Genomic DNA, 16999 nt, shown 5'->3' with positions numbered 1-16999 from the left:
ATGAGGAGTAATACGTGAGCCACCACGGAAGCGGCGCAGCCCAGCGCACCGTCCGCGACGTCGTTTTTGTCGACGGCGTCCGCACCCCCTTTGGCCGGGCGGGAGAGAAGGGGATCTACGCCGGAACCCGCGCCGATGACCTGATCGTCAAATGCATCCGCGAACTGATGCGCCGGAACCCGTCACTGCCGGCAGAGCGGATCGACGAGGTGGCCATTGCCGCCACCACCCAGACCGGCGACCAGGGACTCACCCTGGGCCGCACCGCCGCACTCCTGGCGGGGCTCCCGCGTACCGTTCCCGGTTTCGCCATCGACAGGATGTGCGCCGGGGCCATGACCGCCGTCACGGCCACCGCCGGCGGCATCGGGTTCGGCGCTTACGACGTTGTCATCGCCGGCGGCGTGGAGCACATGGGCAACCATCCCATGGGTGCCGGGGCGGACCCCAACCCGCGTTTTATGTCCGAACGGCTGGTGGACCCGGCAGCCCTGAACATGGGTAACACCGCAGAAAACCTGTACGACCGTTTTCCCGCCATCACCAAGCAGCGGACCGATGCTTACGCCGTCGCTTCACAGGAGAAACTGGCCGCCGCCTACGGTGCAGGCAACATCCAGCCGGACCTGGTTCCGGTGGCCACCAAGAAGCCGGGCCAGGGCTGGACGGTCAACAGCGTGGACGAGCCGCCCCGCCCCGGCACCACCCTGGCCGACCTTGCAGCGCTTCGCACCCCGTTCCGCGCCCACGGCCGGGTCACGGCCGGCAACGCAGCGGGCCTGAACGACGGTGCCACGGCCGCACTGCTGGCGTCGTCGGAAGCCGCCGCCGAACTTGGCCTGCCCGTGAAGATGCGGATGGTCAGCTTCGCGTATGCCGGCGTCGAGCCTGAGGTTATGGGCATCGGGCCCGTCCCCGCCACCAAAAAGGCCCTCCGCAACGCCGGGCTGGACATCTCCGACATTGGTCTGTTCGAGATCAACGAGGCTTTCGCGGTCCAGGTCCTGAGCTTCCTGGACCACTTCGGCATTGCCGACGACGACCCCCGGGTCAACCGCTACGGCGGTGCCATTGCCGTAGGGCACCCGCTGGCATCCTCCGGGGTGCGGCTGATGACCCAGCTGGCACACCAGTTCGAGGCCGACCCTTCAGTCCGGTACGGCATCACCACCATGTGCGTGGGCCTGGGCATGGGCGCCACCGTGATCTGGGAAAACCCGCACCACCCCGACTACAGCGGCGCCGCACCCACCGCCGCCGCAACCGCAACCGCCGCCGAAGGAGCCACCGCATGAGCGCCACCGATTACCGGGAACTGGCAGCCCTCTTCCCCGACGAGACCATTACCCACTCCTACGTCCAGGACATCGAGCTCCCAGCTGCGGGCGGTAAGCCGGGCGGCGGAACGTTCGCCCTGATCACGCTGGACAACGGTCTGGACCATACAAAGCCCACCACGCTGGGGCCCAATACCCTCATTGAACTGGGACAGGCCCTGGAGGCCCTCCGGGACCGGGCGGCCCGCGGTGAGATCGTCGGCGTCGGCGTGACCGGAAAGCCCCACTACCTGGTGGCAGGCGCCGATCTTTCCGCCGTGAAGTCGCTGGAGCAGCGCGAACATGGCCTGTGGATGGCCCAGCTGGGGCACGATGTCTACTCCACCCTAGCCAACCTGGGGGTGCCCAGTTTTGCGTTCATCAACGGCGCTGCCCTGGGCGGCGGGCTGGAGGTGGCGCTGCAGTCCACTTACCGCACCGTTTCCACTGGCGCCGGCGCCCTGGCCTTGCCGGAGGCCTTTATCGGCCTGGTGCCCGGCTGGGGCGGCGTCTACATCCTGCCCCGCCTGATCGGCCCCGAAAACGCCGTCAAGGTCATGATCGAAAACCCGCTCAGCAACAACCGGACCCTGACCGGCCAGCAGGCCTTCGGGCTGGGCATCGCTGACGCCCTGTTCGAACCCGCCGATTTTGTGGAGCAGTCCCTGGCGTGGGCAGCGCGCGTGATCTCCGGTGACGTGGTGCCGGAGCGTCCCGACGCCGTCGACCCCGCCGATCCTGCCACCGCCGGACGCTGGGACGCCGCGGTGGCGGCGGGCCGGCAGCTGGTGGAAGCCAAAACATCCAACGCCGCGCCCGCGCCGGGCAAGGTCCTGGACGTGATGGCGGCCAACCGCACCATGACGCAGGCCGAGTCCGCGGCACTGGAATGCGAAACCCTGGCCGACCTGATGCAGACCGACGAATTCCGCTCCACCGTCTACGCCTTCCTGGACCTGGTCCAGAAGCGGTCCAAGCGTCCAGCAGGCGCCCCCGACCGCAAGCTGGCCCGGCCCGTCACGAAAGTGGGGGTGGTGGGCGCGGGCCTGATGGCCGGCCAACTGGCCCTGCTCTTTGCCCGGCAGCTCAAGGTTCCGGTGGTCCTGACGGACATTGACCAGGCCCGGGTGGACAAGGGCGTGGGCTATGTACACGCCGAAGTGGACAAGCTGCTGGCGAAGAAGCGAATCAGCCAGGACGCCGCCAACCGGACCAAAGCGCTCGTGACAGGATCCGTGTCCAAGGCCGCGTTTGCCGACGCCGACTTTGTCATCGAAGCGGTCTTCGAAGAACTGAACGTCAAAAAGCAGGTCTTTGCCGAGCTCGAAGGCATCGTGTCGGACGAGTGCATCCTGGCCACCAACACCTCGTCGCTGTCCGTCACAGCCATGGCGGCGGACCTGCAGCATCCCGAGCGCCTGGTGGGGTTCCACTTCTTCAATCCGGTGGCTGTCATGCCGCTGCTTGAAATTGTCCGGGCCCCGCGGACCGACGACGCGGTCCTGGCCACGGCCTTCGAACTCGCCAAGGGCCTGCGGAAGACGGGTGTGCTGGTCAAGGATGCGGCGGCGTTTGTGGTCAACCGCATCCTGCTGCGCCTGATGGGCGAGGTCACCGCCGCGTTGGACGAAGGCACGCCGGCTGAAACCGCCGACACCGCGCTGCGGCCCATGGGCCTGCCCATGTCGCCCTTCACCCTGCTGGCCATGGTGGGCCTGCCGGTGGCGCAGCACGTCCAGGAATCCCTGAACGCGGCATTTGGCAGCCGCTTCCCGGTCTCTTCCAACCTGCAGAAACTTATCGACAGCGGCGTCAAGGGCCTCTGGGAAGACGTGGACGGCACCCGGCAGATCCCCGCGTCGACGCTCGCCCTCATGTCCTTCGGGACCCAGCCGTCCACGGCGGACCAGGTGCTGCGCCGCACCCAGGACGCCCTGGCGGAGGAGATCGGCCTGATGCTCGCCGAAGGCGTGGTGGCCGGGCCGGAGGACATCGACCTCTGCATGATCCTTGGCGCGGGCTGGCCCATGTTCCTGGGCGGCATCACGCCGTACCTCGACCGGGTGGGGGCTTCCGAGCGGGTCAACGGCAAGCGGTTCCTGCCGGCCGGTGTGGCGTCCAGCGTCGCGGTGGGCGCGGACGCCTGATCCGGGCCGGGTTTCCGGTGCTGGCTGGGTTTCCGGTGCCGGCCGGGTTTCCGGTGCCGGCCGGGATTCGGTGCCGGCCGGGTTTCCGGTGCCGGGCCGCGTTTCCGGTGCCGGCTTAGCCCGGAACCAGGCTGCCGCCCGTCAACCGGAGAATGCGGTGCGCCGCCGTCCGGGCGTACTCCACATCGTGGGTGACCAGCACGACGGCGGCGCCCGCCTCCGCGGCCGACCTCACCGCGGCGTCCAGGACCGCCAGCCCGTTGCCGTCCAGCCCGACGGTGGGCTCGTCCAGCGCCAGGACGGCTGGCCTGCGCGCCAGGACTGTGGCCAGGGCCAGGAGCCGCTGGTGGGAGCCGGGCAGTTCGGCGGGGTGCTCCCCTGTTGAATCCGCCAGGCCCACCTGGGCCAGGGCAGCCAGTGCCCGGTCGCCGCCTGGAGCCTGGCCGTCCCGGGCGGCGTCGATGCGGCCCAGGGGGCTCAGGCGGTCCAGGCGGTCCAGGTGGTCCAGGCCGAACTGCACCTCGCGCAGCAATGACCGTTCAAACAGCTGGTCGCGCGGGTGCTGGAAGAGCAGCCCCACGTGAGCGGCCGTGCGGCCCACCGGGACGCCGGCAATATCTGCGCCGTTCACCAGCACCTTGCCGGTCACAGGTCGCTGGAGTCCGTTAAACATCCGCAGCAGGGTCGATTTCCCGACGCCGTTGGGCCCCGTGATGGCAACAATCTCGCCCGGGTGCACCTCAAGGAAAAGGTCCCGCAGGATGGACCCCCAGGCTGGTTGCACGCCAGCGTCAACGGCTGCGTTCCGGGTTGTTTCCAGAGCTGGGTCTGTTGTTGCCGGTTCTGCTGGTGTCTGTTTTGTTGTTGTGGGGTCTTCCAGTGTCGGTTCCGCCGGCGCCCGGCGCCAACGGCTGCGCCAACGCCGTCCTGCCGTTGCCCGCGCTGCGGTTGCGGGCGCGTCGGTTGCGGGTGCGTCGAACCCAAAGGTGACGCCCGTCAGCTGCAGTGCCGGTGCGCACTTGCCCTGCAGACGTGGTGCTTGCAGGTTCCGGACGCCCGGGGCGGCCGGCACCGGAGTTGCGGCGAAGGATCCGCCGGCCGCTGGGTGACCTGCCCGCGCAACCGACGTTCCGGCGGCGACCCCGCCGGTGCCCTGACGACCTGCCGCGCGGCGGATGCCCGCCGGCAGCAGGGCGGGCGCGGACATCAGCCCTTCAGGTGTCCCGCTGGTTACCACGGTGCCTCGGTCGAGGATCAGCCAGGAGTCCGCGTCAAGGAGCGGCGGGTCGATGGCCTGGCCCAGGATCACCACGGCAGTTCCGGCCTTGTTCAGGTTGCGCACAAAGTCAGCCAGACCCGCCGAGCCAGCAGCATCCAGCGAAGCGTACGGCTCATCCATCAGCACCAATGGCGGGCCGGTGATGACGGCGCAGCCGATCGCCAGGCGCCGGAGCTGACCCCCGGAAAGCCGGTCAGGGCGGCGGTCCAGGAGTGCGGAGAGTCCCAGCAGGCCAGCAGTCCGGGTCACGGCTTCGCGCATGGCCGCTGGCGCCGTGCCCTGGTTTTCGAGCCCGAACGCCAGCTCCTCGGCCACGGTGGCCCGGACAGTGGACAGGATGGCTGCCGCGTCCTGGGGAACGAAGCCCACCTGGCGTCCCCAGGCGGCGGGATCGATGCGGGGGTCCGCGGCGGTCCCGCCAAACGCGATCCGCGTCCCGGAAACCTCGAGGTGGCCCTGCAGTGTTCCCCCGCTTCCGGGCAGCAGCCAGCCGGCCAGGAGCCTGCCCAGGGTCGATTTTCCGCTGCCCGAGGCGCCCAGTATCGCTGTCAGCGAGCCAGGCTCTACTGCTAGATCAATGTCCTGCAGGGCAGCTGCCGTATGGTCGGGGTAGGTGAAGTTGCGGATGCTGGCTGCCAGGACATGCCCGGCACCTGCAGCTGCAGGTGCACCTGCTGTGGCGGGCGTCCTGGCCTCCGGTTCCTGCCCGGCACCTGCAGCACCTGCTGTGGCGGGCGTCCCGTCCCGGGGTTTTTGCCCGGCGGCACCGAGCCGTTGTGGTTCAGCCATGGCTACGCTCCCCCGCTTCCGGGCCACAGCCGCCATGCCACAGCAGCGGCGGCCGCAAGGACCAGGGCGGGACGCAGCAGCCGCTGAGCGGCAGAGTCGGGCACTTCCCGGTAGCTGGTGCGTGGTCCCGGCGCACCAAAGCCCCGGGCCTCAAGCGCTGCGGCACGGGTGCCGGCATCTTCCACCAGGGACAGCACCAGGGGCACTACCTGCTGCCGGAAGGCTGCCAGCCGGGCCACCGGCCCGCGCCGGATCACCAGGCCGCGCGCTTCCTGGGCCTGCCGGATGTGGTCCACGCGTGCGGCGATGGCAGGCAACAGCGTAAGAGTGGAAGCCAGGACAAAGGCGAACCGGCCCCGCACACCGCGGGCGGACAGCGCGGCCACCAGGTCCGGCACGCTGACGCTGAACGAAAACAGCAGGAGGACCAGCACCACTGCCGAAAGCTGCACTCCCCGCCCGCCAGCAAACGCCAGCCCTTCAGCGGTCACGCGGACAGGACCCCACTGCGCCAGCACGGTCAGCCCGCCGGGAAAGGAAAGCCCATGGACCAGCAGCAGCGAAAACCCCAACGGCACCAGGATGGCCACGGCGGTGGGCAGCAGCCGGCGGGCCGAACCGCTGACGGCCGAAATGCCAACCGCCACGACAGCAACGGTGAGGGACAGCGGCAGGCTGGCTGCCGCCGTCGTCATAACTGCTGTGCTGCCGGCAGCGGCAAGCAAGGTCAACGGGTGTAGGCGCACTGGCCTCAGCTACCGGTGTTCGGGGGTTCGGTGGATCACGGGCCTGCTGCTCAGGCAGCCCGATCCGTGGTGTCGCCGGCCAGGACGCGGTGCTTGCGCAGGAAAGGGAATTGCATCCGGGCCCGGCGGGGCAATGCGTAGACCAGAACCGCCACCACGGTGAAAACGATGGCCTTGTCCATGGGGTCCGAGATCAGGGCCTGCTTGGTGATGGCCGCCAGAAGTGTGTCGCCCATCGCGCGGAACGCACCCACAATCGCACCGGTGGCGACGCCGGAGGTACCGCCGAAGACAAATGCGGCCACCGGCGCCGAGACCACGCCGCCGATGATGCCCGTCACAAAACCCGCCACGGGGGCGAGGTAGAAGCGGCGGAAGAAGCCGTGCCGGGCGGCCAGGCCTGCCAGGGCGCCGATCAGGGCGGCGCCGGCAGCAAACGGAAGCACCGTGGGATTAAAGAGGGACCAGATGATGCTGCTGAGGGCGCCCGTGGCGGCACCGGCGGCCGGGCCTGCCAGGACGGCGATCAGCACGGTTCCCACCGCGTCAAGGTAGAACGGGACCAGGGTGCTGCCCACAAACTGGCCCAGCACGATGTTCAGCACCAGCGCCACCGGGATCAGGGCCACGGTGGATGCCGGCAGGGTGGGCAGGACTGCGGCGATCAGCAGGACCGCGCCCACCAGGAACCCGGAGAGGGCGATGAGGGCCGGGGCACTGCCGGGGCCGCCGGTGATGTCAGCGGGCTGGTTCAGCACCAGGTAGATGTAGGTTCCGGCGATGGCCAGGGCACCGGCGGCCTCCAGCAGCCTGCGCTTCCGGGCTGCGCCGGGGCCGGCTGCGGGCAATGTCAGGGAGGGCGATGACATGGGGTTTCCTTCAGGGGTGCGGGCACGGGGACCGGAATTGCCGGGCCGCGCGGAACGCCGCCTATGTCACCTCGGCAGCGGCCTGCGGACAATGCGTCCGGCGGGCCGCCCACCATTCTACGGGCCGGGCGCGGCATGCTGCGCCGTCCTGCCATAAACTGCCGGAGGAAGGCCGGGCGGACCCGGACCCCATTTTTACCCCCGGAAAGACGGATACATGCCCCACTATGACCTGGCCATCATCGGCTCCGGATCCGGCAACTCGCTGATTACGCCGTTTTGGGACACCAAGCGGGTGGCCCTGATTGACGGCGGCGTGTTCGGCGGAACCTGCCTGAACGTGGGCTGCATCCCCACCAAGATGTACGTCTATCCGGCGGGCCTGGCGGCGACGCCTGCCGAGGCTGCGCGGCTCGGGGTGGATATGAGCCTGGACAAGGTGCACTGGAACGGCATCCGCGACCGGATCTTCGGCCGGATCGACGCCATCGCCGAGTCCGGGCGGAAGTACCGGGCAGATGAACTGGACAACGTGGACCTGTACCAGGAGTACGTGCGGTTCACGGGGCCGCGCACCCTCGTGGGCACGTCCGGCGTCGAAATCACCGCCGACCAGGTGGTGGTGGCGGCAGGGTCCCGGGCGGTTCTGCCTGACGTACCGGGAATCGACCTGCCCCAGGTGCACACCTCCGACACCGTGATGCGCATCGACGGGCTGCCCGCCAGGGTTGTGGTGGTGGGTGGTGGCTACATCGCCGCCGAGTTCGCGTCCGTCTTCGCCGGATTCGGCTCCGAGGTCACCCAGGTGAACCGGTCAGGCCGGCTGCTGCGCGGCATCGACGCCGACGTTTCAACGCGCTTCGCCGCCGCGGCCGCCGCCCGCTGGAACCTGGTGCTGGACCACTCCCTGGAAGCCATCAACGATAACGGCGACGGCACCGTGACTGCCGTGTTCAAGGCCGCGGACGGCAGCCCGCTGCGCCTCGAGGCGGACGTGGTGCTGATGGCCACCGGCCGGGTCCCCAACTCCGACCGGCTGGACTTGGCTGCGGCCGGCTTCGACCTCACCAGCAACGGCACCCTTGCCGTGGACGGCAACCTGCGGATCCTGTCGGAGGGCAAGCCAGTAGCGGGCCTCTATGCGCTCGGGGACATCGCCAACGAATACCAGCTCAAGCACGTTGCCAACCGGGAAACCCGGGTGGTGGCCAACAACCTGGAAAACCCGGACCGGATGCGCAGCATCGACTACACCGCCGTCCCGTTTGCCGTGTTCTCGAACCCGCAGGTGGCATCCGTTGGCTTGTCCGAGGAGGACGCGCGGGCAGCAGCGGAACCGGGCACCGACATTGTGGCGGCAGTCCAGGACTACGGCAGCACGGCCTATGGCTGGGCCATGGAGGACGAAGAGGGCGTGGTCAAGCTGGTGGCGGAGAAGGCCACCGGCCGGCTGCTGGGAGCGCACATCATGGGCCATGAGGCCTCCATCCTGATCCAACCCCTGGTCCAGGCCATGGTGGCCGGCACAACAGTCCACCAGTTGGCGCGCGGCCCGTACTGGATCCACCCCGCGCTGACCGAAGTGGTGGAGAACGCGCTCCTCGCCTTGGACGTGGACGTCCCCGCAGACGCGCCCCTGTAGGCCGGTCCGTTGCCGTCGTCGGAAAGCCTTCAGCCCAGCCGGGTGGCGAGGCGTCCGACGGCGGCCACCAGCTCCGTGAAGGCCTGCTCCGGGTTGTTTGCCGAAACGATCCAGGCGTTGGGCGGTGCATTCCATAGCGCGCGGTAGTCCGCAACGGTGGTGCCGATCAGCAGTGGCGATTCCGTTTCGACGTCCACCGTGGCCAGCCGGGTGGCGTGTTCCAGGGTTCCGGCTGCCACCCCTGCAGCGAAGAAGTCGTGGACGTGGGCCAGGTAGCCCTGGTCGTAGCGCCGGTGGAATTCGAAGTAGAACCGCAGTGCGTCGGACAGGTGCCGGATCAGCGCGTTGCTGCTGGTGCTGGCCTGCCCCTCGGGCTGGTCCGGCAGGACCAGTTCGGGAACCGCTGCGCCGGCCGCTGCCGCAAGCTCCTGCACGTGGCGGGGATGCAGCTCCATCCGCTCGGTGGTGTCCAGTGAGCAGATGACGGGCAACCGGTCCAGGGGTTTGCCCCGGTATGCGGCAAACACCTCCTTGGCCGCGTGCGGATCAACGTGGGTGTTCCATTCCGCGGTGGGTGTGGTGTTTCCCTGGTGGTAGAAACTGCCGCCCATGATCACCACCCTGGCCAGCAGGTCCGGCAGGTCCGGTGCCCGGCGCAAAGCCAGCGCAAAGTTGGTCAGCGGCGCCGTGATGAGAGCCGTCAGCTCCCCCGGCCTGGCCCGCGCGTGTTCAATCCACAGGTCAACGGCGTCGCGGTCCGAAACGGCACCGTCGGGTTCCGGCAGGACGGCGTAGCCGATTCCCTGGGGGCCGTGGGTTTCCGGCGTTGTGACCAGTGGAATGGACAGCGGCACCCGCGCGCCAACCGCCACCTCGACGCCGGGCCGCCCGCACAGTTCCAGCAGCGCCAGGGTTGTGCGGGCCACCTGGTCCGCGTCCACGTTCCCCGGCGAGGCCGTCACGGCCACAAACTCCGTGTCAGGGAGTGCCGCGAGGTAGGTGATGGCCAGGGCGTCGTCGATCCCGGTGTCGACGTCGAGGAGGTAGGACGTCATGGTTGCCTAGAAGAGTGCCACCTTGGGGACAGCCGGAAAGATGCTGTCCAGTTCGGCCAGGTCAGCCGTGCCGGGCTGCCAGTCTGCCGCGGCGGCGTTCTGGTGCACCTGTTCGGGCTTGGTGGCGCCGGCGATCACGCTGGCAACCGACGGCTGGGCGGCGAGCCAGGAGAAGGCCACCTCGATTTCCGTCAGGCCGCGTTCCTTGGCGAACCGGCTGTAGGCGCCCAGCTGGTCCCAGTCGGCGTCGTTCACCAGGTTGGTGCGGGTGTGGCTGAGCCTGGAACCGTCCGGGGCGTGGCCGGGCGAGTACTTGCCGGTCAGCAGGCCGTTGGCCAGGGGGAAGTAGGGCAGGACACCCAGGCCAAACTCCTCCGCTGCGGGAGTCACCTCCAGTTCGGCGCGCCGGTCCAGGAGGTTGTAGTGGTTCTGGGTGGAGATGAACCGGGTGCTGCCCAGTTCGCGGGCCACGTACTCGGCCTGGGCGATCTGCCAGCCGGAGCGGTTGGAGTGCCCGATGTAGCGGACCTTCCCACTGCTGACCAATGCGTCGAGTGCTGCAAGCGTCTCATCAATGGGCGTGAGCGGGTCCGGTGTGTGGAACTGGTAAAGGTCGATCCAGTCCGTTCCGAGCCGGCGCAGGGACGCGTCCACGGCCTGGATGATGTAGCGGCGGGATCCCCGGGCGCCGAAGTCCGGTCCGCTGGCGCCCTTCATGTCCATGCCGAACTTGGTGGCCACCACGGCGGCGTCGCGCCGGCCGGCCAGGGCCTTGCCCAGCATGGTCTCGCTCAGGCCGGGTTCGCGGCCGTAGGCATCAGCGACGTCGAAAAAGGTGATGCCGGCGTCGAGTGCTGCGTGCACGACGGCGTCAGTGCCGGCCTGGGACTCGGTGGCGGTGCTGGCCCGGCCAAGGTTGTTGCAGCCCAGCCCCACGGTGGAGACTGTCAGTCCGGATTTTCCGACGCGGCGGTACGAGGTCACAGGCGGGCTCCTAAAGGGTGAAACTGTTGGCGGGCTTGGCGGAATGCTTGAGCTTGAAGGTGCCCGGTTCGTTGAACGCGGCGGCACCGATGCTGAGCTTGGTGAAGTCGAGGTCTTCACCGCGGGCGCAGACCTTGATGGCGTTGACGGCCTTGTTGACGTCCGGGACCAGGCAGAAGATGTTCAGCTTGAAGGCGGTGAATTCCGAGCGTTCAACAGTGCCCAGGCCGCGCCACGCCAGATGGCTGATGAAGGCGTCCGTGGCTTTCTCCTCAAGATAGCGGTCCCGTTCGGTGCCTTCACGGGTTTTGAGGGCAAACTGGGCCACCACCCAGGACAGCTCGGATTCGGGAATTTCGGCATAGCCGTCTTCGGCGCACTGTGCCGCGAACGCGTCCAGGAGGCCGTCGGCTTCGGCACTGCCGGGCACGTCGGTTTCCTCTGTTTTGCTCTGGTGGCCCACTACGCCGTAGTTCATCACAAACTGGTTGTAGTCCTCATCGAACCAGGCTTCCCGGAACTGCAGGACACCTTCGTCGTCGCGTTTGTAGACCCTGACAATTTCGCTCATGTGCGTCCCTTGGTAAACCATGCGGCATCGGTGCCGTCGAACGGCGCCTGCTGCGCCGTGACGGCCTGGTAAAGCTCCTGGGTGGACTGCTGCAGCGATGCTGCCAGCCCGTCCGGATAATCCATCTGTTCGCGGTGTTCGGCGAACTCGTCTTCGTCGTCGATGAACACCCCGCGGCTGTCCATCCGGATCACGTCAAGGTCCATGTCGATCACATGGAATTCCATCACTCCGCGGCGGATGGGCTGCCATTCGTGGGCCACGGCGAGGTCGATGTAGACGCGCATCCCGTGGGGGTGGGCGTCGTCGTAGAACGTGGCCACCCAGTCCCCCTGGCGCGGAACCAGCAGGACGGCGTCGGACTCGGTGTAAAACGCGAGGCCGGGGCGGGAGCAGAATTCGTTGGTGCCCTGGAAGATCCACCAGCCGTGCTCATCCTCGCCCAGATAGCGTCCGGGCACCACCCAGTGGGCGGTGCCGTCCCATTTGCGGTTGCGGGCCACCACCAGCTGTCCCGGTTCCAGGCCCACCGGAACGCGGGTGGCGCCCGGCTCCCCGTGTCCGGCGGGTGCCCCCAGGACTCCGGGGTACTGCAGGATCTCCCCGCCCCTCACAGGATCGGCAGGCTGCCGGTGGTGGGGTGCTCCTGGCCCGGCAGCGGGCGTGCGAACGGCACCTTGGTGCCCAGCACCTGGGCAACAACGTCATGCGTGATCTGCTGGGCTGTCAGGCCAACGCGTTCCATCACCTGGCCGCGGGTGCCGTGGTCCAGGAATTCAACGGGCAGGCCCACTTCGTTCAGGGCCGTGTCAACACCGGCGGCCCGCATCTCCTGGCGGATCCTGGAGCCAACGCCACCGGCCCGGACGCCGTCCTCGATGCAGACCACCAGGCGGTGGTGCGATGCCAGCGCGATGATCGAACGCCGCACGGGCAGAACCCAGCGGGGGTCAACCACCGTGGTGCTGATGCCCTGCGCGCCGAGCCGGTTGGCAACATCGAGGGCGAGTTCCGACATGGCGCCGACGCTGACGATCAGGACGTCGTTTTCGGTGGCGCCGGACGGGCGGCGGGACAGGACATCCACGCCGTCGCTGAGCCGCTCAAGGGCCTCGACCTCGGCACCGACGGAGCCTTTTGAGTAGCGAACCACGCTGGGCGCGTCGCTGATGGCCACGGCTTCGCGGAGTTCCTCGCGCAGCCGGGTGGCGTCACGGGGCGCTGCCAGGTGCAGGCCGGGGACGATCTGCACCATTGACATGTCCCACATACCGTGATGGCTGGCGCCGTCCGGTCCGGTCACGCCGGCCCGGTCAAGGACGATGGTCACGCCCGCTTTGTGCAGGGCGACATCCATCAGCAGTTGGTCGAAGGCCCGGTTGAGGAATGTGGCGTAGACAGCGACCACCGGGTGCAGGCCGCCGAAGGCCATGCCGGCGGCGGACGTCAGGGCGTGCTGTTCGGCGATGCCGACGTCGATCACGCGGTCCGGGTGCCTGGCCGCGAACTTGTGCAGGCCCACGGGGATGAGCATGGCGCCTGTGATGCCCACAACGTCTTTGCGTTCATCGGCGATCGCCGCGATTTCGTCGGCGAAGACGGACGTCCAGGACTGGGCGCCGGCGCTGCCCGTAGGTTCGCCGGTTTCCGGGTCGATGATGCCCACGGCGTGGAACTGGTCCGCTTCGTGGGCCCGGGCCGGGGCGTAGCCGTGGCCTTTTTCGGTCATGGCGTGGACAATCACGGGGCCGGCGTAGTTCCTGGCCGTGGACAGGGCGTGTTCCATGGCCTGCAGGTTGTGGCCGTCCACCGGGCCGATGTACTTCATGCCGAGGTCCTCGAACATGCCCTGGGGTGCCCACCAGTCCTTGATGCCCTTTTTCATGGCATGCAGGCTCTTATAGGTGAACTGGCCGGCAGGGCCGCCGTTCTGCAGCTTCCGCTTCCACCAGTCCAGGGCGCCTTCGTACGCTGGCGCAGCGCGGAACGAGTCGATGGTGGGCCGCAGGGACGCCAGGTAGTCTGCGAAACCGCCTACGGTGGGCGCGTAGGACCGGCCGTTGTCGTTGACCACGATGACTACGCGGCGGCGTTTGTCGGCGGCGATGTTGTTGATGGCCTCCCAGGCCATGCCGCCGGTCAGGGCACCGTCGCCCACCACGGCGACGACGTGCCGGTCACCTTCGCCCGTCAGCTGCCGGGCGCGGGAGATGCCGTCCGCCCAGGACAGGGAGGACGAGGCGTGGGAACTTTCCACGATGTCGTGGACGGATTCAGCACGTGACGGGTAGCCGGACATGCCGCCTTCCTGGCGGAGGGTGCTGAAGTCCTGGCGTCCCGTGAGCAGCTTATGGACGTACGACTGGTGGCCGGTGTCAAACACAATGCTGTCGCGGGGTGAATCGAAGATGCGGTGCACCGCAAGCGTCAGTTCCACCACGCCGAGGTTCGGTCCGAGGTGGCCGCCCGTCTGTGAGACGTTTGTGATCAGGAAGTCCCTGATCTCGGAGGACAGCGTTTCCAGCTGCTCCCCGCTCAACTCGTTCAGGTCCTGCGGTGTCCGGATGGTGTCCAGGATTCCCAAATGGCCCCTCCTTCGGGTGGTAGACGTGCCGCTTAACTCTAACGCCTCGGCCCACCCGAACAGCCGAAGCCCCGGCTGGTCGGTGACCGGCCGGGGCTTCGGGGTGGTGCCTGCTGGCAGGACCTGCGCTAGTTCGCGGAGATCTGGCGCAGCACGTACTGCAGGATGCCGCCGTTGCGGTAGTAATCCGCTTCGCCCGGCGTATCGATGCGCAGGACGGCGTCGAACGACTTCGAGGAGCCGTCTTCAGCCGTCGCCGTGACCTTGAGGGTCTTCGGCGTGGTGCCCTCGTTCAGGGCGGTGACGCCCTCAACGGAGAACGTCTCCGTGCCGGTCAGGCCCAGCGTGGCTGCGGACTCGCCGGCCGGGTACTGCAGCGGCAGGACGCCCATGCCGATGAGGTTGGAGCGGTGGATCCGCTCGTAGCTCTCGGCGACGACAGCCTTGACGCCCAGCAGCGCGGTGCCCTTGGCGGCCCAGTCACGCGAGGACCCCGAACCGTATTCCTTGCCGGCCAGGACCACCAGCGGGGTGCCGGCAGCCTGGTAGTTCTGCGCGGCGTCGTAGACGTAGGCCTGGGGGCCATCGGCCTGGGTGAAGTCGCGGGTGAAGCCACCCTCAACGCCGTCCAGGATCTGGTTCCGGATGCGGATGTTCGCGAACGTGCCGCGGATCATCACTTCGTGGTTGCCACGGCGTGAACCGTAGGAGTTGAAGTCCTTGCGCTCCACACCGTTGGCCAGGAGGTACTGGCCTGCGGGGGTGTCGGACTTGAACGAACCGGCCGGGGAGATGTGGTCGGTGGTGACCGAATCGCCCAGCTTGAGCAGCACCCGGGCACCGGCGATGTCCGTCACCGGCGCGGGTTCTGCCTTCATGCCCTCGAAGTACGGGGGCTTCCGGACGTACGTGGAGTTCGGATCCCAGGCGAACGTGTCGCCGGCGGGGGTGTCCAGGGCCTTCCAGCGGTCGTCGCCGTCGAAGACGCCCTCGTAGCCGCGGGCGAACATGTCGGAGTCGATCGAGGAATCGATAACCTGCTGGACCTCGACCGGGTTGGGCCAGATGTCCTTCAGGAAGATCTCGTTGCCGGCTTCGTCCTTGCCCAGCGCGTCGGTGTCGAAGTCGAAGTCCATGGAACCGGCCAGGGCGTAGGCGATGACCAGCGGCGGGGAGGCCAGGTAGTTCATCTTGACGTCCGGGTTGATCCGGCCTTCGAAGTTGCGGTTACCGGAGAGCACTGCGGTGACGGAGAGGTCGTTGGCCTGGATGGCCTCGGAGATCTCGGCGTCCAGCGGGCCGGAGTTGCCGATGCAGGTGGCGCAGCCGTAGCCCACGATGTAGAAGCCGAGCTTCTCCAGGTACGGGGTGAGGCCTGACTTCTCGTAGTAGTCGGTGACTACCTTGGAGCCCGGCGCCACGGAGGTCTTGACCCACGGCTTGGAGGTCAGGCCCTTGTCCACGGCGTTGCGTGCCAGCAGTGCTGCGGCAAGCATGACCGAGGGGTTGGACGTGTTGGTGCAGGACGTGATGGAGGCGATGGAGACCGCTCCGTGGTCCAGCTCGAATTCGCGTCCGTCAGCCGTGGTGACGTGCACCGGGTTGGACGGGCGGCCCACCGCACCGTTGGCAGCGGATTCCACGCGGCTGGTTTCGGTGGTGTGCGAATCAGCGTGCGTGAACGACGGGGCGTCCGAGGCCGGGAACGACTCGTCCAGGGACTCGTCGACGCTGCCGTCCTCGATGGCCACGTAGTTGTGGATGTCCTTGCGGAACTGCTCCTTGGCGTCCGTGAGCTCGATGCGGTCCTGCGGACGCTTCGGGCCGGAAATGGACGGCACAACGGTGGACAGGTCCAGCTCAAGGTACTCGGAGAACTTGATCTCACGGGAAGGATCGTGCCAGAGGCCCTGTTCCTTCGCGTAGGACTCCACCAGGGCGACGTTCTCTTCCGCGCGGCCGGTGAGGCGCAGGTAGTCGAGGGTGACGTCGTCGATCGGGAACATGGCGGCCGTGGAGCCGAACTCCGGGCTCATGTTGCCGATCGTGGCACGGTTTGCCAGCGGCACCGCGGCAACGCCTTCGCCGTAGAACTCCACGAACTTGCCCACGACACCGTGCTTGCGAAGCTGCTCGGTGATGGTCAGCACCACATCAGTGGCGGTGGCGCCGGCCGGGATGGACCCGGTCAGCTTGAAGCCCACAACGCGCGGGATCAGCATGGAGACGGGCTGGCCCAGCATGGCAGCCTCGGCTTCGATGCCGCCAACGCCCCAGCCGAGCACGCCCAGGCCGTTGACCATGGTGGTGTGCGAGTCGGTGCCAACGCAGGTGTCGGGGTAGGCACGCAGGGCGCCATCCACCTCGCGGGTCATGACGGTGCGGGCCAGGTATTCGATGTTGACCTGGTGCACAATGCCGGTTCCCGGCGGAACGACCTTGAAGTCATCAAATGCCGTCTGGCCCCAGCGCAGGAACTGGTAACGCTCCCCGTTGCGCTGGTATTCGATCTCCATGTTGCGCTCCAGCGCGCCGGAGTTACCGAATGCATCGATCTGGACCGAGTGGTCAATGACCATCTCGGCAGGAGCCAGGGGGTTCACCCGCTTGGGGTCTCCGCCCAGTTCCTTGACCGCTTCACGCATTGTCGCCAGGTCCACCACACAGGGGACGCCGGTGAAGTCCTGCATGATCACGCGTGCCGGCGTGAACTGGATTTCTGTATCGGGCTGGGCATTTGGATCCCAGCCTGCCAAGGCGCGGACGTGATCGGCAGTGATGTTCGCGCCGTCCTCGGTCCTCAACAGGTTTTCAAGCAATACCTTGAGGCTGAACGGAAGGTTTTCTGCACCTTCAACGGAGTTCAACCGGAAAATTTCGTATTCGGTTCCGGCTACATTAAGTTTGCCTTTTGAACCGAAGCTGTCCACAGTGCTCATCGCAGGACTCCTCTCGCAACAGTTTCATCTTTGTCGCGCGGTTGACCGCTTGCTAGTTAGGAAGCCCTAATTAGTCCG

General features: G+C 67.6%; 12 protein-coding genes. 3 read left to right on the top strand and 9 right to left on the bottom strand.

Annotation, left to right across the window (positions count from 1 at the left end; all coding sequences use genetic code 11):
- The first annotated feature begins 14 nt into the window (after positions 1-14).
- Together ACRB8A_RS07860 and ACRB8A_RS07855 are read left to right on the top strand one after the other, a co-directional pair.
- Positions 15-1295 carry a thiolase family protein gene (locus ACRB8A_RS07860; protein WP_432245925.1) on the top strand — a complete coding sequence of 427 codons (1281 nt, stop codon included), beginning with the start codon at positions 15-17 and terminating at the stop codon, positions 1293-1295.
- The gene (locus tag ACRB8A_RS07855) at positions 1292-3463 is read left to right on the top strand and encodes a 3-hydroxyacyl-CoA dehydrogenase NAD-binding domain-containing protein (protein ID WP_432245924.1); all 2172 of its coding nucleotides are present in this window, start codon (positions 1292-1294) and stop codon (positions 3461-3463) included. Before ACRB8A_RS07860 ends, ACRB8A_RS07855 begins: the two co-directional genes overlap by 4 nt.
- A gap of 115 nt (positions 3464-3578) precedes the next feature.
- Here ACRB8A_RS07855 and ACRB8A_RS07850 read toward each other — a convergent pair whose 3' ends face one another.
- From ACRB8A_RS07850 to ACRB8A_RS07840, 3 genes are read right to left on the bottom strand one after another with little or no spacing between them, the layout of a single operon-like run.
- Positions 3579-5531 (bottom strand): ABC transporter ATP-binding protein, encoded by a 1953-nt coding sequence (locus ACRB8A_RS07850; protein WP_432245923.1) that lies wholly within the window; start codon positions 5529-5531, stop codon positions 3579-3581.
- A gap of 2 nt (positions 5532-5533) precedes the next feature.
- On the bottom strand, positions 5534-6277 hold the full coding sequence (locus ACRB8A_RS07845; RefSeq protein WP_050684047.1) for an energy-coupling factor transporter transmembrane component T: 744 nt from the start codon (positions 6275-6277) through the stop codon (positions 5534-5536).
- A gap of 50 nt (positions 6278-6327) precedes the next feature.
- Positions 6328-7146 carry a hypothetical protein gene (locus ACRB8A_RS07840; RefSeq protein ID WP_056599763.1) on the bottom strand — a complete coding sequence of 273 codons (819 nt, stop codon included), beginning with the start codon at positions 7144-7146 and terminating at the stop codon, positions 6328-6330.
- A 217-nt stretch (positions 7147-7363) separates the two neighbouring features.
- Here ACRB8A_RS07840 and ACRB8A_RS07835 point away from each other — a divergent pair, with 217 nt between their 5' ends.
- Positions 7364-8788 carry a mycothione reductase gene (locus tag ACRB8A_RS07835; RefSeq protein WP_432245922.1) on the top strand — a complete coding sequence of 475 codons (1425 nt, stop codon included), beginning with the start codon at positions 7364-7366 and terminating at the stop codon, positions 8786-8788.
- Positions 8789-8817: 29 nt separating this feature from the next.
- Here the strand turns inward: ACRB8A_RS07835 and ACRB8A_RS07830 are convergent, their stop codons facing one another.
- The 6 genes from ACRB8A_RS07830 to acnA all read right to left on the bottom strand — a co-directional run bounded on the left by ACRB8A_RS07830 (position 8818) and on the right by acnA (position 16921).
- Positions 8818-9843 (bottom strand): nucleoside hydrolase, encoded by a 1026-nt coding sequence (locus ACRB8A_RS07830; RefSeq protein ID WP_432245921.1) that lies wholly within the window; start codon positions 9841-9843, stop codon positions 8818-8820.
- A gap of 6 nt (positions 9844-9849) precedes the next feature.
- Positions 9850-10827 (bottom strand): aldo/keto reductase, encoded by a 978-nt coding sequence (locus tag ACRB8A_RS07825; protein ID WP_056599765.1) that lies wholly within the window; start codon positions 10825-10827, stop codon positions 9850-9852.
- A gap of 10 nt (positions 10828-10837) precedes the next feature.
- Positions 10838-11398, bottom strand: coding sequence for a hypothetical protein (locus ACRB8A_RS07820; RefSeq protein ID WP_056599766.1), 561 nt, complete (start codon positions 11396-11398; stop codon positions 10838-10840).
- Positions 11395-11976, bottom strand: coding sequence for a DUF402 domain-containing protein (locus ACRB8A_RS07815; protein WP_056599793.1), 582 nt, complete (start codon positions 11974-11976; stop codon positions 11395-11397). The genes ACRB8A_RS07820 and ACRB8A_RS07815 overlap by 4 nt, the downstream gene beginning before the upstream one ends.
- Before the next feature lie 32 nt (positions 11977-12008).
- Positions 12009-13982 carry a 1-deoxy-D-xylulose-5-phosphate synthase gene (gene dxs / locus ACRB8A_RS07810; protein ID WP_432245920.1) on the bottom strand — a complete coding sequence of 658 codons (1974 nt, stop codon included), beginning with the start codon at positions 13980-13982 and terminating at the stop codon, positions 12009-12011.
- Between the two features lie 128 nt (positions 13983-14110).
- Positions 14111-16921 carry an aconitate hydratase AcnA gene (acnA, locus tag ACRB8A_RS07805; protein ID WP_432245919.1) on the bottom strand — a complete coding sequence of 937 codons (2811 nt, stop codon included), beginning with the start codon at positions 16919-16921 and terminating at the stop codon, positions 14111-14113.
- Positions 16922-16999: the final 78 nt, after the last annotated feature.

The organism is Arthrobacter sp. G.S.26, from assembly GCF_050847375.1.
Taxonomy (GTDB): Bacteria; Actinomycetota; Actinomycetes; order Actinomycetales; family Micrococcaceae; genus Arthrobacter.
The sequence above is the reverse complement of the archived record's forward strand: the minus strand, read 5'-3'. Positions and strand labels throughout refer to the sequence as shown.

Bases quoted from the DNA above. Each gene is read 5' to 3' on its own strand.
- ACRB8A_RS07855 (WP_432245924.1), top strand. From the start codon at position 1,292: ATGAGCGCCACCGATTACCGGGAACTGGCAGCCCTCTTCCCCGACGAG.
- ACRB8A_RS07850 (WP_432245923.1), bottom strand. From the start codon at position 5,531: ATGGCTGAACCACAACGGCTCGGTGCCGCCGGGCAAAAACCCCGGGAC.
- ACRB8A_RS07840 (WP_056599763.1), bottom strand. From the start codon at position 7,146: ATGTCATCGCCCTCCCTGACATTGCCCGCAGCCGGCCCCGGCGCAGCC.
- ACRB8A_RS07835 (WP_432245922.1), top strand. From the start codon at position 7,364: ATGCCCCACTATGACCTGGCCATCATCGGCTCCGGATCCGGCAACTCG.
- ACRB8A_RS07830 (WP_432245921.1), bottom strand. From the start codon at position 9,843: ATGACGTCCTACCTCCTCGACGTCGACACCGGGATCGACGACGCCCTG.
- ACRB8A_RS07820 (WP_056599766.1), bottom strand. From the start codon at position 11,398: ATGAGCGAAATTGTCAGGGTCTACAAACGCGACGACGAAGGTGTCCTG.
- acnA (WP_432245919.1), bottom strand. From the start codon at position 16,921: ATGAGCACTGTGGACAGCTTCGGTTCAAAAGGCAAACTTAATGTAGCC.